Source organism: Streptomyces cinnamoneus (assembly GCF_002939475.1).
Taxonomy (GTDB): Bacteria; Actinomycetota; Actinomycetes; order Streptomycetales; family Streptomycetaceae; genus Streptomyces; species Streptomyces cinnamoneus_A.
Window position 1 is genome coordinate 441,225 of record NZ_PKFQ01000001.1, and the last position, 25,228, is coordinate 466,452.

The window sequence follows — 25,228 nt, forward strand, 5'->3', positions numbered from 1 at the left end:
GAAGCCTGCGACGAGCAGCAGCACGGCGCCCCCGGGCGGCGCGGTATCCACCCAGGACGCCCTCAGATGGATGCGGTGACGTGCGCCTGAGTGATGAGCCGGTCCAGCAGCGAGAGCAAGCAGCCGCGCACGTCCTCCCGGGAACGGGCGTCGAGCAGGAGGACGGGGGTGTCCGGGTCCCTCAGGTGCAGGGCGGCCCTGATCTCCTCGGTGGTGTACGGCTGCTCGCCGTCGAAGCAGTTCGCGCCGACGATGAACGGCAGTCCGCGGTTCTCGAAGAAGTCGACGGCGGCGAAGCTGCGGTCCAGCCTCCGGGTGTCGACCAGGACGATCGCCCCGAGCGCCCCGTACAGCAGGTCGTCCCACATGAACCAGAAGCGTTCCTGCCCCGGTGTGCCGAAGAGGTACAGGACCACCCCGGCGTCGGTGAGGGTGATGCGGCCGAAGTCCATCGCGACCGTGGTCGCCGTCTTGCTCTCGATGCCGTCGAGGTCGTCGACCCCGACGCCCGCGGACGTCAGCCGCTCCTCGGTGCGCAGCGGATCGATCTCGGAGACCGCTTCGACCAGAGTCGTCTTGCCGACTCCGAAGCCCCCGGCTATGAGGATCTTGACGGGCGACGCTTCCGGTGCGGCGGTGTCATAGGCGGGCAAGGTTGTCCCTGATTTTCATGAGCAGGTGGACGTTGGAGGTCTCGGAGGCGTCCAGCGGCGGCCGGTGGCGGATCAGACCGCGTTCCAGCAGCTCGCCGAGCAGAACCGTCATGGGGGTCAGGCGCATCCGCATCCGGGCGGCGAGCTCGGCGACCGCCCGTCCGTTCGGCGACGGGCACATGGCGAGGATCTCCTGCCACTCCGTGGGCAGGCTTCCGTGACCGTGGCCGGGGTCGGCGACCGCTGTGATCACGGTGTCCATCGTCAGACCATGCCGGGATGCGGTGGTACGCCCGTCGGTGAGGGCGTACAACCGCGTCCGGCGGCGCCGTACGGGCTGGGGGTCGGCCGCCATTACGACGTGGGCGCCTGTGAGCGTTCGGGGGTGTCCAGCCACTCGCCGAGCGCCTGCGCGGCGCGGACCGTCTCGCCGCCCAGCTCTCCGAGCCGTGCCTTGCGGGAGGCCACCACGATCAGCGTGCTGCCCGCTCCGCACCCGACGATGCACAGGTACCGGTCGTCCATCTCGACGAGTTGGCGGATCACTCCGCCGCCGTCGATCTCCCGCGAGATGGCCTTCATGGTGGACGCGATGCCGGAGGCCGCCGCGGCCACCCGTTCGGCCTGGTCCCGTTCCAGCATGTAGGCGCTGAGTTTGAGCCCGTCGTTGGAGAGGAGAACGGCTCCCTGGATCCCCGCGATCCTGCTCAGGTTGTTGTCCAGGATGCTGTAGATCGCATCGTTCTGTGTCGTCGTCATGACTGGTCCCCTCGGAGCTCGAGTTCCACTTGCCTGGTGCTGTCTTCGTAGTCCGCCCAGGCGTCGGCCACCTCTTCGGGCGTGGCGGCGTCCCGGCCCACCGGTTCGTCCGCGCGCGGCTCGCGGAGCCGCTGGGCGATGTGGGTCTGGGGGACGCGCTCGGGGAGAGCCGGCCGGCCGGGGACGTCCCCGGAGCCGGACCGGGGCGGTGTCTCCGGCGCCGTGTTCCCGGCCTGCCGCACCCGCTCCTTCCGCGGGCGGCGCGGCAGTTCCGGCGCGCCGGGCGCGGGATCGCCCGCCGGGTCACCGGTCTGCTGCCGCGCGACGAGCTTCGGCCGCCGTTCCTCGGTGGGCTGTGCGGGCCGCGGTACGGGCGCGGGCTCCTTCGCCGGCTCGGGCACCGCGGTGCCCTCGCGGGCCGGTACGAGGTGCTCACTCGGGACGATCACGACGGCGGACGTGCCGCCGAACGCCGACCGGCGCAGCGTGACCGTCGCCCCGAGCTGGTCGGCGAGGTGGCCGACCACGAAGAGGCCGAGCCGGTGCGCGTTGCTGGCCAGTTCGGAGTACGGCGGGGCCGAGTGCAGCCGGCCGTTCATCTCCTCGTACCTCTCGGCGGTCACCCGCGGGCCGCGGTCCTCGATCTCGATGCAGAGGCCGTCGCCGACCAGTTCGGACCGGATGGCGACCCTCGCCGTCGGCGGGGAGAAGCGCGTGGCGTTGTCCAGCAGCTCCGCCAGGAGGTGGCTGAGCTGGCTGATCACGCCGGCCTCCACACTGGTCTCGTCCATGGCGTGCCGGTCGATGCGCCGGAAGTCCTCGACCTCGGCGGCCGCCTCCCGCAGCAGGTCGGCGATGCGCATGGGCTCCATGTGCGGGTCGGAGATCTCGCCACCCGCCAGGATGAGCAGGTTCTCGATCTGCCGCCGCATGCCCACCGTGAGCTGGTCGGACCTCATGAGGTCGGCGAGGAGCGCCTCGTCCTGACCGTAGGTGTCCTGGATGTGCTCGGTGAGGGCGAGCTGCCGGCTGACCAGGTTCCCGGTCCGTGCGGCGATGCCGGAGGCGAACACGCTGAAGCCCTGCCGCTCGTCGGCGAGCTTCCGGTGTCCCTCGACGGAGACTGCGACGACGCGGGCGAAGGCGTCGCTGATCCGTCCGACCTCGTCCTGCTCGCCCTCCGGCCGCGGCAGTGCGTCGCTGCCGACGGCCTCTCCGCGCTGGAGGCGGTCCAGGACGTCCGGGAGGGTCTCCTCGGCGACCGCCACCGTGCGGTCGTGGAGAGAGCGCAGGCGGCGCAGGACCGTACGCGTGGTGAAGGCCACGACGGCGACGACCAGCAGGAGGGCGGCGCCACTTGCGGCCACCAGCAGGACGACCTGGTCCTCCAGTTGCGCCGCCCGTTCGTCGGCGTGGGCGAGCAGTTCCTTCAGCTCGCTCTCGTCGAGGGTGTCCAACTGGCCGGAGAAGGTGCCGTAGGCCGCCCGCCAGTCCCGGACGTCCGGCGGCAGCACGACGCCGGAAGAGACGTCCCGGTGCTCGGAGACGATCGCGTTCTCGATGCGGGACTTGGTCTGCCAGGCGTTCGAGGTGAGGATCCGCTGGAGGGCGTCCTGGTCGTCGAGGGGCAGATCGAGGGCGACCGTGTCGTACAGGTAGTCGCTCGCGCCCACCGCTTCGACGAATTCGCGGAACCTGGCGGACGTCAGCTTTCCGGAGGGGCCCGACAGCGCGAGGATGGCGTCCTCGCGGGCCACCACCTCCGCCGCCGAGAACAGGGCCACGAGTGAGGTCGCCTCCTGCGTGAGCCCGCCGTCGTCGACGTGGTTGAAGTCTCCGAAGCAACGGATCGTTCCGCCGATCACGTCGGTGTAGTAGTCGACGGCGTCGTCCGGGCTGCCGTGGCGCGCGTTGGCGCGTTCGCGCAGAGCGCCCAGGTCGGCCAGTCGCCGCGCGACGTCGCGGAGGCGGTCCTTCGCCCGGTCGGAGTGGAGCTGATCGGCGTCCGACGACTTCAGGAACACGGCCACGGCCCGGTCGGTGTCGGCCCGGCGGTCCCGCAGTTCGGCACTGGACACGGGCATGCCCGACCACCACGCGGCGGTGACCGCGCGCTCGGACTGCAGCGTGGTCATGAGCCGGTACAGGGGTACGCCGGTCTGCCGGCCGGCCATCACGTCCTTGCGCAGGTGCCGGGACTCCTGCACCGACCGGTCGGAGCTGATGAGAACCTGGGCGCCCATCGCCACGGTGGGCACCACCGCGAGCCAGACGAGCAGGGTACGCAGGCGCACGGCCCCTCGTCGGCTTCTGCGTACCGGCTCGCCCGGGCCTTCGGATCCTGTGGGAGTCATCAGTCCTCGTAACACAGCCGGCCGTTTCGGAGTGGGTGCCGATCATAACCAGCCAACTCAAGGAACATCAGTTGAGGTTGGTGCACAGGATCGGTAGCCGCCCTTAAGGGGGGGTTCATCGCTGGTCGCGGTGATTGTCGGCTGTGCTGGGAAATCGGGCGGATCGCACGCCGAGGTCAGCGGGGCGCCGGGCGGGCCTCGGGGGCCGGCGCGGCGGTCCTCTCCGGATCCCGCCCGTCAGGGCCCCGGCGGCGGCCGGCGCCGTCCGTCACGGCCCGCACCGGACGGGAGGCCGCCGCGCGCTATGAGGCCGACGGGCTCGCCTCACGGAAGCCCGCCGCCCACTCCGCGGTGGCCCGCAGGCCACCGAAGGTGTAGAAGTGCAGCTTGACGGTGCCGTGCCGCTGCGGATCGTAGCCCTCGGAGAGGGCGCGGAGGAACCGGTCCGGGCCGGCCGTCCCCATGAGGTGGGTGAGGGAGAGGCCGTACTTCCGGGCGATGCCCGCGCTGGTCCCGACGCCGAACCGGGCCGCGTACCCCAGCAGCCTGCGCACCCCCGCGGGCCCGGGCACACCGACCCTGACGGGCAGGTGGACACCGCGGTCACGCGCCTCCTCGATCCATCTGAGGACCGGGTCGGGGTCGAAGCCGAACTGCGTGACGACGTGACCGGACATGCCGCGCTCGGAGAGCGCGGCGGCCTTCTGCTCCAGCGCCGACCACAGGCGCGGGCCGGTGATGGCCGGGTGCCCCTCCGGGTAACCGCAGAGACCGACCTGCTGGACGCCGTACCGCTCCAGCAGCCCCGACCGGATCAGTGCCAGGGAGTCCTCATACGGCCCCTCCGGCACGGCCGGGTCGCCGCCCACCGCGAACACCTGTCCGGACGTCCCGTCCGCCCGGAGCCGGCAGAGGAACTCCTCGAACGCCGCGCGTGAGGGCATCCGGCGGGCCGACAGGTGCGGGACGGGCTCGAAGCCGAGGGCTTTCACCGCACGGGCGGCGGTGAGCCGCGTCGACATCTCCTCGTTGCCCAGGAAGGTCACGTTGACACGCGTACCCGCGGGGAGGAGGTGTCCGGCCTCTTCGAGGGCCGGGCCGTCCTTGCCGGTCATTTCGAGGGAGAAGTCCTCGAGCAGCAGGCCGGCGGCCCCACCGGGCGAGGCGGTATGAGAATCCATCGTGCTCCGTAAGACGTGGGACGACCCGACTGTACGAGGGTAGAAGGCCCCCCGCACACGCCCGCCGCCGGCCGGTTCACCTGCGCTCCGGGGCCCGGCCGCGCCCGGCAAGCAGATCTTGACGCTTTCCTGACGCCCCTCCCCGGCCGGGGCGGAGAGTCCATTGCTTACGCTGGCTCGGCTGTCCGCAGGATGGCCGAATTCCGACCCCGGCAGAACACCAGGAGCACCTCCATGGCCACCCCGACCGACACGCCCACGAGTCGTCTTCGGGGGTGGATGCTGGAGGGGCTCTCCGACATGGGCAGGGGCCGTCCCTCGCAGGCCGCGCCGGCGCCCGAGCACAAGGGCCAGCCCTGGTACCGGGTGATGTGCCTGACCGGTGTCGACTATTTCTCGACACTGGGCTACCAGCCCGGCATCGCCGCCCTGGCCGCCGGTCTGCTCTCCCCCGTCGCGACGATCGTGCTGGTGATCGTGACCCTGGCCGGCGCGCTGCCCGTCTACCGGCGCGTGGCCGAGGAGAGCCCGCACGGCGAGGGTTCGATCGCGATGCTGTCGCGGCTGCTGTCCTTCTGGAAGGGCAAGCTGTTCGTCCTCACGCTGCTGGGCTTCGCCGCGACCGACTTCCTGATCACGATCACGCTGTCGGCCGCGGACGCCTCCACCCACCTGGTGGAGAACCCCAATCTGGAAGGAGCCCTGCACGACAAGCAGGTGCTGATCACCTTGATCCTCATCGCGCTGCTCGGCGCGGTGTTCCTCAAGGGCTTCCTGGAGGCGATCGGCGTCGCCGTCGTCCTGGTCACGGTCTACCTCGCGCTCAACGCGGTGGTCGTGGTCACCGGCCTGTGGCACGTCCTGACCGAAGGCCACGTCGTCACCGACTGGACCGCCGCCCTCACCGCCGAGCACGGCAACGTCTTCGTCATGGTCGGCGTCGCCCTGATCGTCTTCCCGAAGCTGGCGCTCGGCCTGTCCGGCTTCGAGACCGGCGTGGCCGTGATGCCGCACGTCAAGGGCGCCCCGGACGACACCGAGGACAGGCCTGCCGGGCGGACCCGCGGCACCAAGAAGCTGCTCACGACCGCCGCGCTCATCATGAGCGTCTTCCTGATCCTGACCAGCTTCATCACCACCGTGCTCATCCCGCACCAGGAGTTCGAGTCCGGCGGCGACGCCAGCGGCCGCGCGCTCGCCTACCTGGCGCACGAGTACCTGGGCAACGCCTTCGGCACGGTCTACGACGTCTCGACCATCCTCATCCTGTGGTTCGCGGGTGCCTCCGCCATGGCCGGTCTGCTCAACCTGATGCCGCGCTATCTGCCCAAGTACGGCATGGCCCCGCACTGGGCCCGCGCCGTGCGCCCCATGGTGATCGTCTTCACCCTCGTCGCCTTCCTCGTCACCTGGATCTTCGACGCCGACGTCGAAGCCCAGGGCGGCGCCTACGCCACCGGCGTCCTCGTCCTCATCTGCTCCGCCGCCATCGCGGTCACCATCGCCGCCCGCAAGGCCGGCCAGCGGGGCTGGACCATCGGCTTCGGCGTCATCTCGGCCGTCTTCCTCTACACCACCGTCGTCAACGTCATCGAGCGCCCGGACGGCGTGAAGATCGGTGCCTGCTTCACCGCCGGCATCCTCCTCGTCTCCCTCCTCTCCCGCCTCGGCCGCGCCTTCGAACTCCGCGTCACGCATGTGGAACTCGACGAGATGGCCGAGCGGTTCATCCGCGACATCTCCCAGCGCACGCCGCGCTTCATAGCCAACGAACCCGACGAGCGCGACGTCACCGAATACCGCGAGAAGATCGAACAGATCCGCGCCGACAACGACATCCCCACCACCGAGGACTTCGTCTTCGTCGAGGTCACGGTCACCGACCCCTCCGAGTTCGAGGCCGGCCTGACGGTCCGCGGCGAGATCATGCACGACCGCTACCGCGTCCTGACGATGGAGAGCTCCTCCGTCCCCAACGCCCTCGCGGCCTTCCTCCTCCACGCCCGCGACCTCACGGGCACCCGCCCCCACGTCTTCTTCGAGTGGACCGAGGGCAACCCCTTCACCAACTTCGTCCGCTTCTTCCTCTTCGGCCAGGGCGAGGTCGCTCCGGTCACCCGCGAGATCCTGCGCGAGGCCGAACCGGACCGCGACCGCCGCCCCCGCGTCCACGTCGGCTGAGCAACCGTCCACCGACGCCGGCCCACCCGGCGTCGGTGGAAGGACTGCGGTTCGTCGTTCGGCATGACGGCTCCGGAGAACCCGCGGGGCGGGCGGTGCCGCACCGCCCGCCCCAGTGGTGATGGCCTGATCAGGCGCAGGCCCTGCTGCCGTGGTTGGCCTTCTTGCGGCGGGCTCGCTTCTTACGGGCGCGCTTGGACATCAGGTGTCGTCCTTCTTTCTTCTTTCGATAGCGGGATGCTGCGGCGTTACGACGTTCAGGCCGTCTGTGCGACCAGTTGGTCGGCGAGCTTGCACAGCCGGCGGGGTGCTCCTCGGCGACGCGCGCGGCCATGGCCCGTACCTCGTCCAGCCGGGAGAAGTCGGCGACGACCAGACGCAGACACAGGGGGTCCGCGCCGGCCGCGGCCAGGCGGGTGACGGCGTCGTCGCCGGAGGCCTGGTCGGGGGCGTGCACGATGACCGTGTCCCCCCGGCCGGCGAGCAGCCGGGCGGTCTCCCAGCCGATGCCGGAGGTGGCACCGGTGACCAGAACGGTCCTGGGAGCGGGCGAGACAGCAGAAGACATGGGAATCCACTCCGGGAATTCGAGCAAAGCGGCAGCTGGATCCGCCCCGTGGCGGACTGCCGTGCGAACAGAAGGCGACGTCAGCGGTGGCGCACGGGAATGTGCGTGCCGACGGACCGGTTGGGGTGCGAAGACAACGCGACGGTGCGCCGGGCACGGTCGCGGTGTCGCAGAGTCGCGGAAGGAAAACGCCCTCAGCGCGCGGAACGTGAGCAGCGCGCGGTGCCGGACAGCGCCGTATGAGGCGGCCGGTCGTCGTGGCGCAGGTGGCTGTTCACGCTCACCATCCAAGGCATCCGGGTTGCCCGGCACAAGCTGCGCGCCGCTTCCCTGACGCGCTTCTGACACGCCGCCACAGACGCCGCACCGCGGAACGCGTTGCACCGGACATCCGGTATGGGCAATTTACGCTCGTGCCGTGATCGATGTGACGGGGTTTCTCAAGCGGCTGGCGCTCGGGCGGGCGATGCGCAGCGAGGAGCTGAACGAGACGCTGCTGCCCAAGCGGCTGGCCCTGCCGATCTTCGCCTCCGACCCGCTGTCCTCGGTCGCGTACGCCACGCAGGAGATCCTGCTCGTCCTGACCCTGGGCGGAATGGCGTACCTGCATTTCACGCCGTGGATCGCGGCCGCGGTCGTGGCGCTGATGACCGTGGTCGTCCTCTCGTACCGCCAAGTGGTGCACGCCTATCCGAGTGGCGGTGGCTCGTACGAGGTCGCCTCGACGAACCTGGGCGCGTCGGCCGGCCTGGTGGTCGCGGCCTCCTTGCTGGTCGACTACGTGATGACGGTGGCGGTGTCCGTCGCCTCGGGCGTGGACAACATCATCTCGGCGGTACCGGAGCTGTCCGGTTACCGGGTGGTGATGGCGATCGGCTTCGTCGTGCTCCTCACCGGTGCGAACCTGCGCGGGGTGCGCGAGTCCGGCCAGGCCTTCGCCGCCCCGACGTACCTCTTCATCGCCGGCGTGCTGATCATGGTCGCCACCGGGCTGCTGCGGTATCTGCTCGGCCACCCGCCCGTCTCGGAGAGCGCCGGGTTGGGCATCGCGGCCGACCCCGCGGACGCGGACCTGGCGGGCCTCGCCCTGGTCATGCTCGGTCTGCGCGCCTTCTCCAGCGGCTGCACGGCCCTGACGGGCGTGGAGGCGATCTCCAACGGCGTGCCGGCCTTCCGCAAGCCCAAGTCGAAGAACGCCGCTGCCACGATGAGCGTCATGGGCGTCATCGCGGTGACCATGTTCGTCGGAGTGACGACTCTCGCGCTGGTCGCCAAGGTGCACATCGCCGGGGATTCCTGCCGGCTCACCGGCCTGCCGGGCGACTGCGCCGCGTACACGCAGCGGACCGTCATCGCCCAGCTCGCGTCCGCGGTCTTCGGCGGGGAGCACAGCTTCGGCTTCTACTTCGTGCAGGCGGCCACCGCCCTGGTGCTGGTCCTGGCGGCGAACACCGCCTTCAACGGCTTCCCCCTGCTGGCCTCGATCCTCGCCCAGCACCGCTACCTGCCCCGGCAGCTGCACAACCGCGGCGACCGGCTGGCCTTCTCCAACGGCATCATCGCCCTGGCCCTGGCCGCAGGCCTGCTGCTGTGGTTCTACAAGGCGGACGTCACCAGCCTCATCCACCTCTACATCCTCGGCGTCTTCACCTCCTTCACCCTCTCCCAGACCGGCATGGTCCGGCACTGGAACCGCGCACTGCGCGGCGAGAGCGACCCGGCAGTGCGGCGGCGAGGGCTGACCGCCCGGGTCATCAACGCCACCGGCGCCGTCGTCACCGGGCTCGTCCTGGTGATCGTGCTGGCCACCAAGTTCCTTGAGGGCGCGTGGCTGGCCGTCGTGGCCGCGGTCGTGCTGTGGACGACGATGCGCGGCATCCGCCGGCACTACGACTCCGTCTCCGCCGAACTGGCCGTCACCGACCCGCGCGCCGAACTCGTCCGCCCCTCGCGCGTGGTGGCCGTCCTCCTGGTCTCCACCATCCACAAACCCACCCTGCGCGCCCTCGCCTACGCCCGCGCCCTCCGGCCCGACCTCCTGGAAGCGCTGACCGTCGCCGTGGACCGGGACGAGACCAAGGCACTTGAGCGGCAGTGGGAGGAGCTCGACGTGGACGTGCCGCTCCGCGTGGTCGCCTCGCCGTACCGCGAGATCACGCGCCCCGTGGTCGAGTACGTGCGCTCCATCCGGCGCGCCGGCCCGCGGGACGTGGTGAGCGTCTTCATCCCCGAGTACGTGGTCGGCCACTGGTGGGAGCACCTGCTGCACAACCAGTCCGCGCTGTGGCTCAAGAGCCGGCTGCTGTTCACCCCCGGTGTCATGGTCACCAGCGTCCCCTGGCAGCTCACCTCCTCCTCCCGCGCCGACCACCCCGCCCGCCGCGCCCCCGGCGCCATCCGCCGCGGCGAACCCGCACCCGCCCACCTGCACCATCACCGCCCGCCTTCCGGCAACGGCGCAGGTCGCTAGAGAGCCGCACGCCCCGGCCGCCGTCTCCTGCCCGTGACCCACGGCGCACGGCGTGCCGGACGACGGTGAGCAGCGGCATCAGCGCGACCGCGTCCTCGCCGCTGTCGCCCTCATCGTCCAGCTCGACAGCGGCCGGTCGCGCAACGGCCGCGGTCCTGAGCGACGGTGGTGTCGACGCAGCGCGTGCACCCGAGAGCACAACGGCGGCAGCAGCGGCTTGAGTCAGCTCGCCCGCGCGGCGAACGCCTCGTAGGCCCTCTCGTCGAAGAGGACGAAGCGGACCTCCTCCACCGAGGTCGGCGTCTGCCGTACCGTCTCGATCGCGATGCGCGCCGCGTCCTCCATCGGCCAGCGGTAGACGCCCGTCGAGATGGCCGGGAAGGCCACCGTCTTCGCGCCCAGCTCGTCCGCGACCCGCAGGGACTCCCGGTAGCAGGACGCCAGCAGTTCCGAACGGTCCTCGTCCGCGCCGTACACCGGACCCACGGTGTGGATCACCCAGTCCGCCTGGAGTCTGCCCGCCGGCGTGGCCACCGCCGCTCCCGTGCGCAGGCCCTTCCCGTAGTGCGAGGCCCGCAGGGCGCGGCAGGCTTCGAGGATTTCCGAGCCGCCCGCACGGTGGATGGCGCCGTCCACCCCGCCGCCCCCGAGGAGGGAGGAGTTGGCCGCGTTCACGATGGCGTCGGCCTGCTGCTCGGTGATGTCGCCGCGGACGATCGAAAGGGTGGTCATCCGCCCATTCTCGTACACGTGCGCGCTCGCGTCCGCGCCGCACTCCCCTGCGATGCGGCGTGAACGCGAGCGCGCGGTCCGGTGGGTCAGCGCGCGAGGGCGCGCAGCAGACGGACGTACGGGCTCCGGCGGGCCGGGCGCGCCACCGTGCCCGTGACGGCCAGTTCGGCGCGGTCGAGGCTGTCCTCCAGGCACGCGTCGTGGAGGGGGCCCCAGAGCAGCGGCCAGGTGAGGCGGGCCGGGCCTCGCGCGTTCATGGCGAGCGTGTGGCGCAGCAGCGTGTGCTGCTCGTCGACGGCCAGGGCGGCGTATTCGTGGAATCCGTGGAAGCCGCGCGGTGCCCGGAAGGTGAAGCGCACCCAGGTGGCCGGGACGTGGGCGGTGACGGTGTAGCGGACCGGGCCGTGTCCGCCGGCCGCCCCCACGGCCAGCGGGCGGTCGAACCTCATCGGTGGCCAGTCCCCGTGGGGCCACAGTTCGTCGCCGTCGCCCGCCAGGGTGTCGATCAGCGCGCCCACTTCGCTCTTCCGCGCGGCCAGCAGACGCTCGTGCACGTTGTACACGCCCATGCGGCGCCGTCCTTCCTCCAGGGCCGGGTTCGTCCAGTGCGGCTCAGGGCTTCGCGGACTGCCGCGGCGGCATCCAGTGGTGGACGCTGTAGTCGCCCTTCTCCAGCGTCTCGAAGGGGGCGCTGCTCACGCACTTGCCGACGCTGTTCTTGGGCATGCCGTCCATGGCCCAGCTGTAGCCCACTCGGTCGTGCTTGCCGTCGTCCATGACCGTGAAGCCGAACCGCTTGCCCTTGAGGTCGCCCACGTCCGGCATGCCGGGTGCGCCCTTGAACTCCGACTCCGTCACCACTCCGGTCACGACGGCGACCGGGCCGCCGGTCAGCAGGCAGTCGACGCGGCCTTTGAAGTGGCCGCCCCATTCCTTGCCGACGTGGTGGCTGACGTAGAAGTCGCCGTGTGCCTTGTCGCCGAAGCCACGGGCGTCGACGGCGAAGTAGGGGTTGTCGCCGGGCTCGCGCTTGAGCTTGCCGAAGCCGGTGAGCGAGGGCTCGTCGGCGGCCTTTCCGGCGACGTGTGCCGGTCCCGCCGTGGCCGGCGTGGTCGCGCCCAGGGTCAGCGCGGCGGAGGCGCAGAGGGTCAGGGCCGTGGCGGCGGCGAGGGCGTGACGGGCGCGAGGCATGGGTTCCTCCTGTACGGGCGGTGCGGTGCGGCACCGGCCGGGTCGACGCTGCCCGGTGTCCTCCGGGCCGGTGACCACGATGCCGCCGCCGGACGGTCCCGGACATCGCACTGGGGGCCGGTGCCCCTCCGCCGTGCGGCGGAAGCGCCATGGCACCCCAGGAGGACCACTCGCTCACACGAAGGTGGAGCCCCGTACGAGCAACAGCGCCACGTCCACCGCCGCGACGAGGACCGCCGCCGCGAAGGGGGCCCCCTCCCGCCGTCTGCCGAGGCCGGCTCCCGTCAGCGCGGTCGCCGCCGCGAGGGCCAGGGCCGTCAGCCCGGCGGCGTCGGGGGCGCCGCCGGGGCCGAGGGCCAGGACCGCTGTGGCCGCGAGGAGCGGGAGGGGCAGCGTGAGCCGGGTGAGGCGGGGGCCCAGCCGCTGGGGCAGGCCCCGCACTCCGGCCTCCAGGTCGCGGGGGATGTCGGGGAGCGCGTCGGCCAGGTGCGCGCCGACGCCCAGGAGAGCCCCGGCCACGAGGGCCCACCAGGCCGGCCACGGCCGGCCGGGCAGGCCGAGGGCGACGAAGGCGGGCAGGCTCGCGAAGCCCACGGCGTAGGGGAGCCAGGAGAAGGTCGTGGCCTTCAGCCGGAGGTTGTACGTCCACCCCGCCGCGACGCCCGTCAGGTGGACGGCGCCGGCGAGCGGCCCGTAGGCGAGCGACAGGGGCACGCACAGCAGCAGCGCGGTGATCGCGGCGCCCCACACCACGGGCACGCTCACCCGGCCCGCGGCGACGGGTTTGCCGCGGCGCCCGGCGCCGGTGTCGCGGCGCGCGTCGAAGGCGTCGTTGCACCAGCCCACCGAGAGCTGCCCGGCGAGCACCGCGCCGCTCGCCCACGCGCACCGCTGGCCGCTCTGTCCGGCGGCGACGGCCAGCGCCGTCGCCAGGGCGGTGACGGCGACCACGGGCCCGGGATGGCACGCTTGGGGCAGGGCCGCGGCGGGGCCGGTCCAGCGGGGGGCCAGGCTGCCGTCCGGGCGCGGTTCACAGCTCTCCACCGGACGATCGTAGGCAGGCGGACCGTGCTCCGCGGGCCGCCGGACGGGCGATTGGCGGTATCAAAGAGCTCTCCTGGGGCACACGTGAAGAAGGCAAACTTCTGAGGTGGCAGACGCATGACGACCCGCATCGCGGCCGTGCACGGCACCCTGGCGCCCCATCGCCATGCCCAGCAGGAGATCACGGACGTCATCGCCGGTCTGTGTCTGCCCGCCGGCGCCGACCGCGGCGTTCTCGACCGGCTGCACCGCAGCGTCGGCGTCCGCGCGCGTCACCTGGTGGTGCCCCTGGACCGGTACGCGCGGCTGAACGGCTTCGGCGCGGCCAACGACGTCTTCGTCGAGGCCGCCACCGAACTGGGCGCGCGGGCGCTGCGCGGGGCGCTGCGGGGCGCGGGGCTCGGGCCCGAGGACGTCGACATGCTGATGTTCGCCTCGGTCACGGGCGTCGCCACGCCGTCGATCGACGCCCGGATCGTCGGGCGGCTGGGACTGCGGCCGGACGTCAAACGACTTCCGGTCTTCGGTCTCGGCTGCGTCGCGGGCGCGGCGGGGATCGCGCGCCTCCACGACTATCTGCGCGGCTGGCCCGAGCACGTGGCCGTCCTGGTGTCGGTCGAGCTGTGCACGCTCACCTTCCAGCGCGGCGACGCGTCCACGGCCAACCTCGTCGCCACGGGACTGTTCGGCGACGGGGCGGCGGCCGTCGTCGCCTGCGGCGCCCGGTGGCGCGGCCCCGCGGACCCCGCGCCGGCCACGCCGGCCACGCCCGCCGCGTCGGGTCCGTGGGTCGTGGCGACGCGCAGCCACCTCTACCCGGGCACCGAGCGGACCATGGGCTGGGACGTCGGGGACTCGGGCTTCCAGGTGGTCCTCGACCGGAGCGTGCCCGACGTGGTCCGCCGCCACCTCGCGGACGACGTGCACGGGTTCCTCCACGAGCACGGGCTCAAGCCCCAGGACGTCACGGCCTGGGTCTGCCATCCCGGCGGGCCCAGGGTCCTGGACACCGTGGCCGACGTCCTGGACCTGCCCGACGGCGCGCTCGACGTCACCTGGCGCTCGCTGGCGGAGGTGGGCAACCTCTCGTCCGCCTCCGTGCTGCACGTCCTGCGCGACACCCTGGCGGAGCGGCCGCCTCCGCCCGGCACGCCGGGCCTGCTCCTGGCGATGGGGCCGGGCTTCTGCTCCGAACTCGTGCTGCTGCGCTGGTAGGGCGGAGGGCCCATGACCTGGTACGTGATCCTCGTCCTCGCGGTGGCGGCCGAGCGCTGCGCGGAAGTGGCCGTCGCCCTGCGCAACGCGCGCTGGAGCACGGCCCGCGGCGGGGTGGAGTACGGCGCCGGCCACTACCCGGTGATGGTCGCCCTGCACACCGGTCTGCTGGCCGGGTGCCTGCTCGAAGTCGCCTTGGGGCGGCGGGCGTTCGTCCCGCCGCTGGGATGGACGATGCTGGCCGCCGTCGCCGCGGCGCAGGCCCTGCGCTGGTGGTGCGTCCACACCCTGGGACGGCGGTGGAACACGCGGGTGATCGTCGTGCCGGGCCTGCCGCTCACCACCACCGGACCGTACCGCCTCTGCCGCCACCCCAACTACGTCGCCGTCGTGGTGGAGGGCGTGGCGCTGCCGCTGGTGCACGGCGCGTGGCTCACGGCCGTGGTCTTCACCGCGCTCAACGCGCTGCTGCTGACCGTGCGGATCCGTTGCGAGGACGCGGCGTTGCGCACGACGGCCGGTGTCCGGGCGGGCGCCGCCGCTCCGCCGGCGGAGGTGCGGCCGTGATCGACCTCCTGGTGGCCGGGGGCGGGCCGGCGGGTCTGGCGGCCGCGATCCACGCGGCTCGCGCCGGAATGGAGACGGTGGTCGTCGAACCGCGCGGCGCACCGGTCGACAAGGCCTGCGGCGAGGGCATCATGCCGGGCGGTGTGACGGCGTTGGCCGGGCTCGGCGTCGAGGTGTCCGGGCGTGAGCTGCGCGGCATCCGCTATGTGGAGGGCGCCCGCCGGGTCGAGGCGTCGTTCCGCCACCAGGCCGGGCTCGGGGTGCGCCGGACCGAGCTCCACGCGGCGCTGCACCGGCGCGCGCGGGAGCTGGGGGTGCGGATCGTGCCGGAGAGGGCCGGCGAGGTCCGGCAGCACGCCGACGGGGTGACGGTGGGCGGCCGCACCGCGCGCTGGCTGGTCGCCGCCGACGGGCTCCACTCCCCCGTGTGCCGGTCGCTGGGCCTGGATGTGGCCGGGGGTGCGCGGCCGGTCCGGTACGGCTTGCGCCGGCACTACCGCATCCGTCCCTGGACGGACTTCGTCGAGGTCCACTGGTCCCGGCGGGGAGAGGCGTATGTGACGCCCGTGGGCGAGGAGTTGGTGGGCGTGGCCCTGCTCGGCCACGGTCGCGGCGGTGGGTACGAGGAACGGATGGCGGCCTTCCCCGCGCTGGCCCACCTGCTGTCCGGGGTCCCGGCCGGCGCGGTGCGCGGTGCCGGTCCGCTGCGCCGGCGGACACGGCGCAAGGTGGCCGGGCGGGTGCTGCTGGTCGGTGACGCGGCCGGCTACGTGGACGCGCTGACGGGCGAGGGCATCGCGCTGGCACTGGCGACGGCCGGGGCGGCGGTGCACTGCCTGACCGCCGGGCGTCCGGACGCGTACGAGGCGGCGTGGTACCGGCTGACGCGACGGCACCGGGTGTTGACGGAGTGTCTGGTGCGCGCTTGTGAGCATCCGCGTGCGGCGGGGTTGATCGTTCCTGCGGCCTGCCGTCTGCCCCGGCTGTTCTCCGCGGCGGTCCATGCGCTCCAATGAGTCACAGCCGCCCCGGTGGGCTGAGAGCTGCCGTGCCGTGCCGCCACCACCGTCCGGCCGCCTGCTCGCCGGGAGTGAGCGGGAATTGACTCCTTCACGCCCGGAATCGCCTGGATTCCACCCGGGGTCAGCAGCCGGGTAAAGCGGCGGTTAATTGTTCGGGGTTCATATATCCACTCGACCCCCTCGCCGCACACCGCCGATGTGGTTGCGGGATAAACAAGAAAAAGTCGCCTCAGTCAACTCTTACTCCAGCGCAGGCACTTCGGACGGATACGCGAGGCCGGCACTGGAGGGACGCACATCACACCACCCCCACTGAACCCTCCATGAGCCCTCCGCGTCCCACCCGACAAGCCGTCACCTCCCGTTCACCGCACGGCTATATTGCCTCCCATTGACACTTCCTTGGCCATGCCTTTACTGTCTGACAACGCGACTGCAGCGCGTGATCACCACCCATACGTCACCGCCTTATGGAGGTTCGCAATGGAAAAGCTGATCAAGAAGATGGCCCAGGACCAGGTCTGGCAGGGCTGGGTGGCCGCCAACTCCGCGCAGGCCGCCAAGGACGGGTGCATCAGCGCCGCCCCCAAGGCCGGTTGCATCAGCACGGCGCCCAAGGCCGGCTGTATCTCCTGAAGCCTCGTGAGCTGAGGCCCCCGGGGGCCGGGGCGCGCGCCCCGCGGGTTCCGGCCCCCTCCGGGCTCTTCAGCCGCGCGGCCCCGGGCCCTGCCGGGCCCCCTTCCTCCTAGCGCACAGAGGGTGGCAATGGACGGTCAGCCGACTGCCGACGTCGTCGACCAGGTCAAGGACATTCCGATCTACCGCACGTCGGTCGAGCGCGGCCACTTCCCCATCCTGGAGAAGCCCGAGATAGCGGACGGCTTCCCGGACAACTGGATGACGCCCCGGCTCGCCGCGGCCCTGGCGGCGGGCGAGGCGGAGTTCGTGCTCTCGACGGGCACCAACCACGCCCGCATGCAGATCATCCGCCCCCCGTACTTCCTGCTGAACTCGTACTACAAGCTCTGGAGCGAGCACCCCGACATCTCCGCCACCTGGGAAGCGGGATGCCAACGCGTCTCCCTCACAACCGTGTTGGCGACCGAGCACGTGGCCCGCGTCAACGCCAAGAAGCGCGGCGGCGAACCGGAAGCGGTGCCGCCGCTCGACGACAGGCGACTCGACGCGCGCACCCTCTACCTCAACCTGCGGCTCGACCCGGCGCTGTGGGAGCGCGACGACGTCGTCCGCATGCTCGCCGAGATCCGCACGGCCCAGCAGGCACACCCGCGGGGCTGGTACCACCTCGACTGCTCCGGCTACCACCTGGCGCACCTGGTGCAGAAGGCCCGAGCCTGGGGCCTGTGGGAGGACTTTCCCCAGCCGGCGAGCATCATCCACGCCTACGAGTACACCCCGCTGAACGTCCGGCGCCACCTGCGCGAGCACTTCACCTGCCCGGTCGTCGACCTCTTCGGCAGCACCGAACTCGGCTACCTGTACTACAGCGACCGTCACGGGCACTACCGGCCCTACCTCGACGAGATGAGCGTCGAGCTGGTCCCGGTCGCACCGGGCAGCCGGATCCACAGCCTGATCGTGTCGAGCGTGCGGAACCCGTACATGCCCCTGATCCGCTACCGCTCGGGAGACTGCGCCCGCACCCTGGACGGGAGCCCCGACCCGGAGAAGATCTCCCGGTTCTGCGGGCGCGAGAAGGAGTTGCTCGCCACGCCGCACGGCCCGGTGGCCCAGGCCGACCTGGACGACCGCATCGCCGACGCCTCACCCCGGGTCTTCCTCCACCAGCTGCACGTCACCGCGGGCGAGGCGGTCCTCCACCACACGACGTTCGACGGCGAGCCCCTCGATCCGCGTGCCTGTGCCGTGCTGGAGCGGGAGCTGCGCGGACTGACCGGCCTGCGCAGCCGGATCGAGCACCGTGAGCACATCCCTGTCGGCAAGTCCGGCAAGTACGCCTGGCTCGTACAGGACCGCTGACCAAGACCACGGACAAGGAACCATGACCCCACAGCCGTACGTGTCGACCGACGACCTCAAGGCCCTCCTCGGCGACGCGCTCCACGCCGAAGTGGTGGCGCACTTCCTGGAGAAGACCGGTGCGGCGCCCGACTTCGTCGAGCGCCAGGTGACCGAGTGCCTGCGGTACCTCTACCTCGTCTCGCGCCACCGGGAGCGGCTCAGCGGCCTCTTCCTTCCCGTCGAGCAGGAGATCGACGAGATCTGGCACTACCTCATCCTCCAGACCCGCGAGTACGCCGCCCTGTGCGAGGAGCGTCTGCCGGGACGTTTCCTCATTCACCACCGCAGCATCGCCTACGAGGCCTACCAGCAGGAACCGGGCCGTGAGCAGGCGCTGGAGGAGGCCCTGCGGTGGATCCCCCTGTACTGCCGGGAGTTCGGTCCCTTCGACGAGGGCGCCCTGCCGCACTGGACCATCGTGCGCTTCCTGCACCAGCGGATGGACATGTCGCTGGAGGAGATCTCGGCACTCGAACCGCTGGAGTCCGCGGCGTAGGTGCGGCGCGCCGCACCGCCCGGCCCGACGACCGACGGTCCCCGTGATCCCGCGCGGGCCCGCGTGGACACCCATGGAGACGCCTTGAAACGCTCGGGGAACGCCGGCAAGGACAGCGCCACGGCCGGGGGCGACGGCGAACCGGCCGCGCCACCTTGCGAACCCCCGGAGCAGGCGCGGACCTTGCGCGTCCTGGCGATCGCCCAGATCCTCAGCGGCCTGGGGCTCGCCGCGGGCATCACCGTGGGCGCGCTGCTGGCCGAGGAGATGCTCGGCTCGACCGGCCTCGCGGGCGTCCCCACCGCGCTGTTCACCGCCGGGTCCTCACTCGGCGCCGTGGCCATCGGCCGGCTCTGCCAGCGCCGGGGCCGGCGGCCCGGCCTGGCCCTGGGGTACGCCACCGGTGCCGTCGGCAGCCTCGGGGTCGTGGTGGCGGCGGCCGCCGGCAGTGTGCCGCTGGTCTTCGTCTCCCTGGTCGTCTACGGAGCCGGGACCGCCACCAATCTGCTCGCCCGGTACGCCGGTGCGGACCTGGCGTCGCCCGCACGCCGTGGGCGCGCGGTGAGCAGCGTGCTGTTCGCCACCACGCTGGGCGCGGTCGTGGGCCCCAACCTGGTGGACGTCACCGGCGACCTCGCGCACGCCTGGGGGGTGCCCCGGCTCGCGGGGCCGTTCCTGCTGGCCACGGTCGCCTTCGGGGCCGCGGCGGTGGCCCTGGGCACTCTCCTGCGGCCCGATCCCTTGCTGCTGGCACGCACCATGGCGGCAGCCGGGGGGCCCGGCCGTCCGGCGCCGCCTCCCCCCGGCCCCGGCGGGGAGACCCGTGCGGGGCGTGCGCCCTCCCGGGCGCTCGTCGCGGGCACGGCGGTGATGGTGCTCACGCAGCTCGTCATGATCGCGATCATGACGATGACGCCCGTCCACATGACCGCGCACGGGCACGGCACCCAGGCCGCGGGGCTCGTCATCGCCCTCCATGTGGGGGCGATGTTCCTCCCGTCCCCGCTCACGGGCCGGCTGGTCGACCGCTTCGGGCCGCCGCGGATCGCCGTCGCGTCCGGCCTCACCCTCCTCGCGGCCGGCGCCCTGGCCGCGCTGGCGCCCCCGCACTCCGTGGCCGCTCTGGCGGCGGCGCTCGTCCTGCTGGGCCTGGGCTGGAACTTCGGCCTGGTCAGCGGCACCACGATCGTCACCGAGGCGGCGCCGCCGGAGACCCGGGCCTCGACCCAGGGCATGGTGGACGTGGGCGTCGCCATCGCCGGCTCCACCGGCGGGATGGCGTCGGGCGTGGTCGTCGCCTCGGGGAGCTATGCCGTCCTGGCCGCCGGCGGGGGCGTCCTGGCCCTCCTGCTGGTGCCCCCGCTCGCGCTGGCCGCCGCCCGGCCGCGTGCCGTACCGGCGGAGGACGCCATGGGCGGACGACGCGCATGACGACGCGCCGAAAGCTTTGCATACGGAATGTGCTGCGAATCGTGGCGAGTTCACCTCCGTCGCGAACAGGTCAGCACAGAAGCGATCACGAGCACTCAAGGGGGCGCACTCCGACGCCGGACCGCTGAGGCGCGCGCCCCTGTTGTTCGCAGTCCATGGCGCGCCAATTAGCCATCTGAGAACATTATTTGAGCGTCGCTTGACCCAGAGCCTGTAAGGTAATGTGTGTGCAAAGGAGCGGCGGCTCCGTCCCGTTGACGCGGCCGCCGTCCGTTCCGAACGCAGTGGCACGCACGACGTGTGGCCGGCGGCGACGCATGGCCGCCGGCCGCGTTACTCGGGGGAGTATGTGCTGATGGAACGACGACGGTCGCCACTCGGCTCACGACGCCGGCCGGGACGGTTGGTTCCGGGCCGTACGCGTTCCCTCCTTTACCACGACGCCGTGGTGACACACCCCCCGTCGTAGCCGTGGCCGGCGTCCGGTCCGGACCGCTGCCCCGCGTCAACGACGACGTGGCACGCGGCGGGCCGGCATGCCGTCCGCCCCGCCGCCCCCACCCCGACATCCAATGCTGACCTTGAACACACCGCGCCCTCCGCATCTTCGGGGGCGCAGGAGAAAGGCCACCATGAAGTCCCTGGTAGACAACGCCCGATCCTTCGCGACGCACGTGGCCGAACGGGCCGACACGTTCCGCGCCTTCGCGGAAGGCCAGGCCCCGGAAGTCCTCTTCATCACCTGCTCCGACTCCCGCGTGGTGCCGTCACTGATCACGGGCGCCAAGCCGGGTGAGCTGTTCGAGCTGCGCACGGCGGGCAACATCGTCCCCGAGTACAGCAGCGACCACCCCACCGGGGAGACGGCCACCATCGAGTACGCGGTGCGCGTGCTGGGCGTCCGCGACGTCATCGTGTGCGGGCACTCCCACTGCGGTGCCGTCAGCGCTCTGGTGCGGGGCGACGACCTCTCCGGGGCGCCGGCCGTGCGGGGCTGGCTGGAGCGCGCGGCGCCACGGGCGGAGCCGGCGGCCGCCGACTCCCCCGACCTGGCCGACGCGGTGCAGCGCCACGCCGTCGCCCAGCTGGAGCGGCTCCTCGCCCACCCCTTCATCGCCGAGCGGGTCGAAGAAGGTTCGCTGTCGGTGCACGCCTGGTACTACGAGGTGCACACCGGCGCGGTCAAGGTGCACCGGGCGGACGCGTCCGAACACGAGTGGTTCCGGCCGCTGTGAACCACATACGCCCGCCCCACGGGCCGCCCCGACCCTCTCCCCTTCCGCAGTGCGAGGAACCTCACCCATGCTCTCCACCCTCAAAGATCCCGTAGGCCTGCGGCGTGACGTCCTGGCCTCCCTCGTCGTCTTCCTGGTGGCCCTGCCCTTGTGCGTGGGCGTGGCCGTCGCCTCCGGAGTGCCCGCCGAACTCGGCCTGATCACCGGCATAGTCGGCGGTCTCGTCGTCGGCGCCATGCCCGGCAGTTCCCTCCAGGTCAGCGGACCGGCCGCGGGCCTGACCGTCCTGGTCTACGAGGCCGTGCAGGAGTTCGGCCTCGGTGCGCTCGGCGCCATCGTGCTGGCCACGGGGCTGGTCCAACTCGGCCTGGGCGCCCTGAAGTTCGGGCGTCTCTTCCGTGCCATCTCGGTGGCCGTCGTCCAGGGCATGCTCGCCGGTATCGGACTGGTCCTGCTCTTCGGCCAGCTCTACACCATGGCCGGCGTCAAGCAGCCCCGCTCCGGCATCGACAAGATCACGGGGCTGCCCCGTCTCGTCTCGGAGATCGCCACCGACGGGGACGCGCTGACCGCCTTCGCCGTCGGAGCCGGCACCATCGTCGTCCTGATGCTCTGGAAGAAGCTCCCCTCCCGGGCGCAGATGGTGCCCGCCGCCCTGGCCGCGGTCGCCCTGGCCACGGCGGTGACCGCGCTGGCCGGCCTGTCCGTCCCCCATGTCGAGGTCAAGGGACTGCTGTCGGCCGTCCAGCCGCCGGGCACGGGCGACTTCTCCTCGCTGGCGAGCTTCGCCGCCCTGAGCACCGTGGTCGCCTTCGCCCTCATCGCCTCGGCCGAGAGCCTGTTCAGCGCCGCCGCCGTCGACCGGATGCACGACGGCCCGCGCACCGACTACAACAAGGAGCTCATGGCCCAGGGCCTGGGCAACACCGTCTGCGGCGTGCTCGGCGCGCTGCCCATGACCGCCGTCATCGTGCGCAGCGCCGCCAACGTCCAGGCGGGCGCGAAGACTTCGCTCTCCCGCATCCTGCACGGGCTGTGGCTGCTGCTCTTCGCCGCCCTCCTCCCGGCCGCGATCGGCGTCATCCCGCTGGCCGCGCTGGCCGGTGTCCTGGTCCACTCCGGCTGCAAGCTCATTCCCGTCAAGGAACTGGGGCCGCTGTGGCGCGAGCATCGTGGTGAGGCCGTGGTGCTGGCCGTGACCGCCATCGCCATCGTCACCACCAACATGTTCGAGGGCGTCCTCCTCGGCCTGCTCCTCGCCGTGATCAAGACGGCCTGGGAGACCTCGCACATCCACCTGGAGGTCCACGAGCCCGCCGAGAACCGCCTCGTCGTCTCCGTGACGGGCAACGCCACCTTCCTCCGCCTGCCCCGCATGCTGGAGACCCTCGAAGCGCTGCCGCAGGGCCGGGTCGTCGAGCTCGACCTCTCCCAGCTGCGGCATCTCGACCACGCCTGCCGCACCGCGCTCGAGACCTGGGCCGAACGCCACGGGGCCACCCTGGGGGCCCTCTCGAAAGCCGCCTGAACGGCCCGTCCCCCTTCCGCCACCGGCCCGGACCCCGGTGATCCCAGCCCTCCAGCCGTAGCGCGGGGCGAGAGGTCACCGCCCGGGCCGGGGGCGCCGGCGGGACGTTCCCGGAGCACGGCGCACAGCCCCCGGCAGGGGGGGCTCCCCCCACGGTCCACCGGCACCCGGGCGCACGGTAACAGCCCCGGAGGCCGGTGGCCCTCGCTTTGTCATCTGCCGAAGAACCCTTGTTCGCCCGGCCGTCCCAGCGGTTAGCGTCGCTGCGCATTCGACGGACAGCCGAGCCACGAGGGAGGCGGCGCATGCGTTCCGTACGCCCGACCCATGCCACGACAGCGGGCCTGATCAGGACTTTGGCCCGGTGGACCCGTCCGGAGGGCGGAAGGCCCGCCGCCGGCCGGGCGGTGGGCACCTGGCTGGTGGTCGGAGCGCTCGCCGCGACGCTCGTGGCGCTGCTCGTGCCGGTGTCCCTGTTCGGCAGCGCCCGGCCGGCGGCCGCCGCCGGCCCCGCCTGGAGCGACGACGGCGCCGGCGTGCAGAACACCGCGTTCGGGCCGCTGTCGGCCCTGGACCGGGACTTCGTGCGCAAGGTGCGCCTCGCCGGGCTGTGGGAGAAACCCGCGGGCCGGCTGGCCCAGGAGCGCGGCACCACCGAGGACGTCCGCGTCGCGGGGGAACATCTCATCGGCGGTCACACGGAGTTGGACCGCCGTTCCCTCGACGCCGGGCGGGTGCTGGGCATCAGCCTGCCGGACCGGCCGTCCGCGCAGCAGCAGGGCTGGCTGGACCAGATGGACGCCGCCCGCGGCACCGCCTTCGACCGGGCCTTCGCCCAGCTGGTGCGCGCGGCGCACGGCAAGGTGTTCGGCCTGGTCGCGCTCGTACGGGACCGCACCGGCAACTCCCTGGTCCGGGAGCTGGCGACGCGCGCCAACACGGTCGTCCTCGACCACATCACCGTCCTGGAGAACACCGGACAGGCCGGCGTCCCCCACACCGATCCCCGGCCGGCCTCCCCGGCCGGGACCCCCGCCATGCCCCAGGCACCCGCCTCGCCGCACGATCCCGCCCCGTCGCAGGATCCTGCTTCCCCGCAGGCACCGGCGCGGCAGCACAGCTACGAGGAAGTGAAGTGATCCGATGACCCCCACGACACGACACGGCCACAAACGCCGCGTACCGGTGAAGGTGCGCGCGCTGCTCGCGACCGCGGCCCTGCTGCTGGGCGGCGGCGGTACGGCGCTGGTCGCCGCCGACGCCTCGGCCGGCGGAACCCACCGGCCGGCCGCGGGCGGTGCGCAGGAGCAGGCGGCGGCCACAGCGACGACCATCGCGTGTCCCGACGTCGGCGACCGCCTGCAGGACGTGCCCGCTCCCGCGCGGCAGCAGGTCTCCGCCGGCCTGGCGGAGCTCGACGCCCAGATCGCGCGGGCCTACGAGAAGGCCGCCGCGCCCGGCGGCGACAGCGGCGCCGTGCTGGGCGAGCTCAAACAGCAGCGTTCGACGACGATCGGGCGCATGGCCGACGCCATAGGCGAGAAGTCCGCACGGCCCGCCGAGCTGACGGAGCTGAGCGCCTGCCGGACCCAGCAGGTCCGCACCGACGCCGCCCGCGGCGCCTCCGGCGCCCCGGTGCTGGGGCGGCCCATGCCCGGTGGCCCCTCGCCCGCCGACTTCGCCGACATCCGCACCGCGCCCGCGAGGCCCCGGCCGGCCACGCGCGCCGGCGGCTCGGCCGGCACGTTCACCTCGGCGTGCGGGCGCAACGAGAACGGCCACTTCAACTCCGACAACGTCATCGTCACCCCGGGCGTGAGCAACGGCGCCCACCACACGCACGACTACGTGGGCAACCTCTCGACGAACGCCTTCTCCACCGACGCGAGCCTGGCCGCCGCGGGCACCACGTGCACCAACGGTGACCTGTCCACCCACTACTGGCCGGTCCTGCGGCTCCTGGACGGCAAGGCCGCACCGGACGCCGACAAGCCGGGCGGCGGCCACGACGGGAACATGGGCAAGGTGCTGCGGCCCTCCTCCGTGACGCTCCAGTTCCGGGGCAGCCCGGTGGCGAAGGTCTCCGCGATGCCGCGGTTCCTCCGGGTGATCACCGGGGACGCGAAGGCATTCACCAGCGGACCCGCCAACGCCAACGCCTCGTGGAGCTGCGTCGGCTTCGAGGAGCGCCAGTTCAAGGACAAGTACCCCATCTGCCCGCGGGGCGCGGAGGTGGTCCGCACGCTCGCCTTCCAGAGCTGCTGGGACGGCAGGTCGACGGACAGCGCCAACCACCGCACCCACGTCGCCTTCGCCCGTCAGGACGGGTCGTGCCCGCGCGGCTTCCGGGCCGTGCCACAGCTCGTGCAGCGCATCACCTACCAGGTGCCGTCGGGCACCCCGTTCGCCGTGGACAGCTTCCCCGAGCAGCTGCACAAGCCGGTCACGGACCACGGCGACTTCATCAACGTCATGCCGGACGCCCTCATGGCCAAGGCGGTGGCCTGCGTCAACAGCGGGCGCCGCTGCTGAGGTCCCCCGGCGCCGGGTGCTCCCCG

At 72.3% G+C, this 25,228-nt stretch carries 22 protein-coding genes and 1 pseudogene; 13 read left to right on the forward strand and 10 right to left on the reverse strand.

The annotated features are described in order from the left end of the window. Window positions 1–62: 62 nt before the first annotated feature. The 5 genes from CYQ11_RS02150 to CYQ11_RS02170 all read right to left on the reverse strand — a co-directional run bounded on the left by CYQ11_RS02150 (window position 63) and on the right by CYQ11_RS02170 (window position 4,947). Window positions 63–653, reverse strand: coding sequence for a GTP-binding protein (locus CYQ11_RS02150; protein WP_099198065.1), 591 nt, complete (start codon window positions 651–653; stop codon window positions 63–65). Further along, the gene (locus CYQ11_RS02155) at window positions 640–1,008 is read right to left on the reverse strand and encodes a DUF742 domain-containing protein (RefSeq protein WP_099198747.1); all 369 of its coding nucleotides are present in this window, start codon (window positions 1,006–1,008) and stop codon (window positions 640–642) included. Before CYQ11_RS02155 ends, CYQ11_RS02150 begins: the two co-directional genes overlap by 14 nt. Beyond that, window positions 1,008–1,412 (reverse strand): roadblock/LC7 domain-containing protein, encoded by a 405-nt coding sequence (locus CYQ11_RS02160; RefSeq protein ID WP_104650943.1) that lies wholly within the window; start codon window positions 1,410–1,412, stop codon window positions 1,008–1,010. The genes CYQ11_RS02155 and CYQ11_RS02160 overlap by 1 nt, the downstream gene beginning before the upstream one ends. Then, window positions 1,409–3,706, reverse strand: a complete 2,298-nt coding sequence (locus CYQ11_RS02165) for a sensor histidine kinase (RefSeq protein WP_243469261.1) — start codon at window positions 3,704–3,706, stop codon at window positions 1,409–1,411. The genes CYQ11_RS02160 and CYQ11_RS02165 overlap by 4 nt, the downstream gene beginning before the upstream one ends. A gap of 362 nt (window positions 3,707–4,068) precedes the next feature. Then, complete coding sequence (locus CYQ11_RS02170) at window positions 4,069–4,947, reverse strand: methylenetetrahydrofolate reductase (protein WP_099198067.1); 879 nt, start codon at window positions 4,945–4,947, stop codon at window positions 4,069–4,071. Window positions 4,948–5,181: 234 nt separating this feature from the next. Between CYQ11_RS02170 and CYQ11_RS02175 the strand changes: the two genes are divergently transcribed. Beyond that, on the forward strand, window positions 5,182–7,128 hold the full coding sequence (locus CYQ11_RS02175; RefSeq protein ID WP_099198068.1) for an APC family permease: 1,947 nt from the start codon (window positions 5,182–5,184) through the stop codon (window positions 7,126–7,128). 316 nt (window positions 7,129–7,444) lie between these two features. Here the strand turns inward: CYQ11_RS02175 and CYQ11_RS30845 are convergent. Further along, window positions 7,445–7,696, reverse strand: a pseudogene (locus CYQ11_RS30845) (SDR family NAD(P)-dependent oxidoreductase); the annotation flags it as partial. Window positions 7,697–8,162: 466 nt separating this feature from the next. On the opposite strand from CYQ11_RS30845, the gene CYQ11_RS02185 reads away from it, so the two are divergent. Beyond that, entirely contained in the window at window positions 8,163–10,166 is a 2,004-nt protein-coding gene (locus CYQ11_RS02185; protein ID WP_181143822.1) for an APC family permease, read from the forward strand. Between the two features lie 222 nt (window positions 10,167–10,388). On the opposite strand, the gene CYQ11_RS02190 is transcribed toward CYQ11_RS02185, so the two are convergent. The 4 genes from CYQ11_RS02190 to CYQ11_RS02205 all read right to left on the reverse strand — a co-directional run bounded on the left by CYQ11_RS02190 (window position 10,389) and on the right by CYQ11_RS02205 (window position 13,133). After that, on the reverse strand, window positions 10,389–10,898 hold the full coding sequence (locus tag CYQ11_RS02190) for an O-acetyl-ADP-ribose deacetylase (protein ID WP_099198070.1): 510 nt from the start codon (window positions 10,896–10,898) through the stop codon (window positions 10,389–10,391). A gap of 86 nt (window positions 10,899–10,984) precedes the next feature. After that, window positions 10,985–11,467 (reverse strand): hypothetical protein, encoded by a 483-nt coding sequence (locus CYQ11_RS02195; RefSeq protein WP_099198071.1) that lies wholly within the window; start codon window positions 11,465–11,467, stop codon window positions 10,985–10,987. A gap of 43 nt (window positions 11,468–11,510) precedes the next feature. Next, window positions 11,511–12,089 carry a hypothetical protein gene (locus CYQ11_RS02200; RefSeq protein ID WP_099198072.1) on the reverse strand — a complete coding sequence of 193 codons (579 nt, stop codon included), beginning with the start codon at window positions 12,087–12,089 and terminating at the stop codon, window positions 11,511–11,513. A gap of 174 nt (window positions 12,090–12,263) precedes the next feature. Beyond that, window positions 12,264–13,133, reverse strand: coding sequence for a UbiA family prenyltransferase (locus tag CYQ11_RS02205; protein ID WP_099198073.1), 870 nt, complete (start codon window positions 13,131–13,133; stop codon window positions 12,264–12,266). A gap of 117 nt (window positions 13,134–13,250) precedes the next feature. Here CYQ11_RS02205 and CYQ11_RS02210 point away from each other — a divergent pair, with 117 nt between their 5' ends. The 11 genes from CYQ11_RS02210 to CYQ11_RS02255 all read left to right on the forward strand — a co-directional run bounded on the left by CYQ11_RS02210 (window position 13,251) and on the right by CYQ11_RS02255 (window position 25,202). Then, a complete protein-coding gene (locus tag CYQ11_RS02210) occupies window positions 13,251–14,348 on the forward strand; it encodes a type III polyketide synthase (protein WP_099198074.1) in 1,098 nt (365 codons plus the stop codon). 12 nt (window positions 14,349–14,360) lie between these two features. Further along, complete coding sequence (locus CYQ11_RS02215; RefSeq protein WP_099198075.1) at window positions 14,361–14,915, forward strand: isoprenylcysteine carboxyl methyltransferase family protein; 555 nt, start codon at window positions 14,361–14,363, stop codon at window positions 14,913–14,915. Beyond that, window positions 14,912–15,931 (forward strand): NAD(P)/FAD-dependent oxidoreductase, encoded by a 1,020-nt coding sequence (locus tag CYQ11_RS02220; protein ID WP_099198076.1) that lies wholly within the window; start codon window positions 14,912–14,914, stop codon window positions 15,929–15,931. Before CYQ11_RS02215 ends, CYQ11_RS02220 begins: the two co-directional genes overlap by 4 nt. 489 nt (window positions 15,932–16,420) lie before the next feature. Further along, entirely contained in the window at window positions 16,421–16,573 is a 153-nt protein-coding gene (locus CYQ11_RS29350; protein WP_181143547.1) for a hypothetical protein, read from the forward strand. A gap of 129 nt (window positions 16,574–16,702) precedes the next feature. Next, window positions 16,703–17,938, forward strand: a complete 1,236-nt coding sequence (locus CYQ11_RS02225; protein ID WP_099198077.1) for a phenylacetate--CoA ligase family protein — start codon at window positions 16,703–16,705, stop codon at window positions 17,936–17,938. Between the two features lie 22 nt (window positions 17,939–17,960). Further along, on the forward strand, window positions 17,961–18,476 hold the full coding sequence (locus tag CYQ11_RS02230; RefSeq protein ID WP_099198078.1) for a glycine-rich domain-containing protein: 516 nt from the start codon (window positions 17,961–17,963) through the stop codon (window positions 18,474–18,476). A 183-nt stretch (window positions 18,477–18,659) separates the two neighbouring features. Continuing rightward, the gene (locus tag CYQ11_RS02235) at window positions 18,660–19,907 is read left to right on the forward strand and encodes an MFS transporter (protein ID WP_240003227.1); all 1,248 of its coding nucleotides are present in this window, start codon (window positions 18,660–18,662) and stop codon (window positions 19,905–19,907) included. A gap of 632 nt (window positions 19,908–20,539) precedes the next feature. Next, window positions 20,540–21,142 carry a carbonic anhydrase gene (locus tag CYQ11_RS02240; RefSeq protein ID WP_099198079.1) on the forward strand — a complete coding sequence of 201 codons (603 nt, stop codon included), beginning with the start codon at window positions 20,540–20,542 and terminating at the stop codon, window positions 21,140–21,142. A 67-nt stretch (window positions 21,143–21,209) separates the two neighbouring features. Next, window positions 21,210–22,670, forward strand: a complete 1,461-nt coding sequence (locus tag CYQ11_RS02245) for a SulP family inorganic anion transporter (protein ID WP_099198080.1) — start codon at window positions 21,210–21,212, stop codon at window positions 22,668–22,670. Between the two features lie 305 nt (window positions 22,671–22,975). Then, entirely contained in the window at window positions 22,976–23,809 is an 834-nt protein-coding gene (locus CYQ11_RS02250; RefSeq protein WP_099198081.1) for a DUF4142 domain-containing protein, read from the forward strand. A gap of 4 nt (window positions 23,810–23,813) precedes the next feature. After that, entirely contained in the window at window positions 23,814–25,202 is a 1,389-nt protein-coding gene (locus CYQ11_RS02255; protein ID WP_099198082.1) for a DUF1996 domain-containing protein, read from the forward strand. The last annotated feature ends 26 nt before the right edge of the window (window positions 25,203–25,228 follow it).

What these genes read in the sequence shown, in the direction of transcription:
- CYQ11_RS02225 (WP_099198077.1), top strand. Translation starts at nt 16,703, where the DNA reads ATGGACGGTCAGCCGACTGCCGACGTCGTCGACCAGGTCAAGGACATT.
- CYQ11_RS29350 (WP_181143547.1), top strand. Translation starts at nt 16,421, where the DNA reads ATGGAAAAGCTGATCAAGAAGATGGCCCAGGACCAGGTCTGGCAGGGC.
- CYQ11_RS02175 (WP_099198068.1), top strand. Translation starts at nt 5,182, where the DNA reads ATGGCCACCCCGACCGACACGCCCACGAGTCGTCTTCGGGGGTGGATG.
- CYQ11_RS02155 (WP_099198747.1), bottom strand. Translation starts at nt 1,008, where the DNA reads ATGGCGGCCGACCCCCAGCCCGTACGGCGCCGCCGGACGCGGTTGTAC.
- CYQ11_RS02195 (WP_099198071.1), bottom strand. Translation starts at nt 11,467, where the DNA reads ATGGGCGTGTACAACGTGCACGAGCGTCTGCTGGCCGCGCGGAAGAGC.
- CYQ11_RS02245 (WP_099198080.1), top strand. Translation starts at nt 21,210, where the DNA reads ATGCTCTCCACCCTCAAAGATCCCGTAGGCCTGCGGCGTGACGTCCTG.
- CYQ11_RS02185 (WP_181143822.1), top strand. Translation starts at nt 8,163, where the DNA reads ATGCGCAGCGAGGAGCTGAACGAGACGCTGCTGCCCAAGCGGCTGGCC.
- CYQ11_RS02210 (WP_099198074.1), top strand. Translation starts at nt 13,251, where the DNA reads ATGACGACCCGCATCGCGGCCGTGCACGGCACCCTGGCGCCCCATCGC.
- CYQ11_RS02190 (WP_099198070.1), bottom strand. Translation starts at nt 10,898, where the DNA reads ATGACCACCCTTTCGATCGTCCGCGGCGACATCACCGAGCAGCAGGCC.
- CYQ11_RS02170 (WP_099198067.1), bottom strand. Translation starts at nt 4,947, where the DNA reads ATGGATTCTCATACCGCCTCGCCCGGTGGGGCCGCCGGCCTGCTGCTC.
- CYQ11_RS02200 (WP_099198072.1), bottom strand. Translation starts at nt 12,089, where the DNA reads ATGCCTCGCGCCCGTCACGCCCTCGCCGCCGCCACGGCCCTGACCCTC.
- CYQ11_RS02230 (WP_099198078.1), top strand. Translation starts at nt 17,961, where the DNA reads ATGACCCCACAGCCGTACGTGTCGACCGACGACCTCAAGGCCCTCCTC.
- CYQ11_RS02160 (WP_104650943.1), bottom strand. Translation starts at nt 1,412, where the DNA reads ATGACGACGACACAGAACGATGCGATCTACAGCATCCTGGACAACAAC.
- CYQ11_RS02250 (WP_099198081.1), top strand. Translation starts at nt 22,976, where the DNA reads ATGCGTTCCGTACGCCCGACCCATGCCACGACAGCGGGCCTGATCAGG.
- CYQ11_RS02215 (WP_099198075.1), top strand. Translation starts at nt 14,361, where the DNA reads ATGACCTGGTACGTGATCCTCGTCCTCGCGGTGGCGGCCGAGCGCTGC.
- CYQ11_RS02240 (WP_099198079.1), top strand. Translation starts at nt 20,540, where the DNA reads ATGAAGTCCCTGGTAGACAACGCCCGATCCTTCGCGACGCACGTGGCC.
- CYQ11_RS02255 (WP_099198082.1), top strand. Translation starts at nt 23,814, where the DNA reads ATGACCCCCACGACACGACACGGCCACAAACGCCGCGTACCGGTGAAG.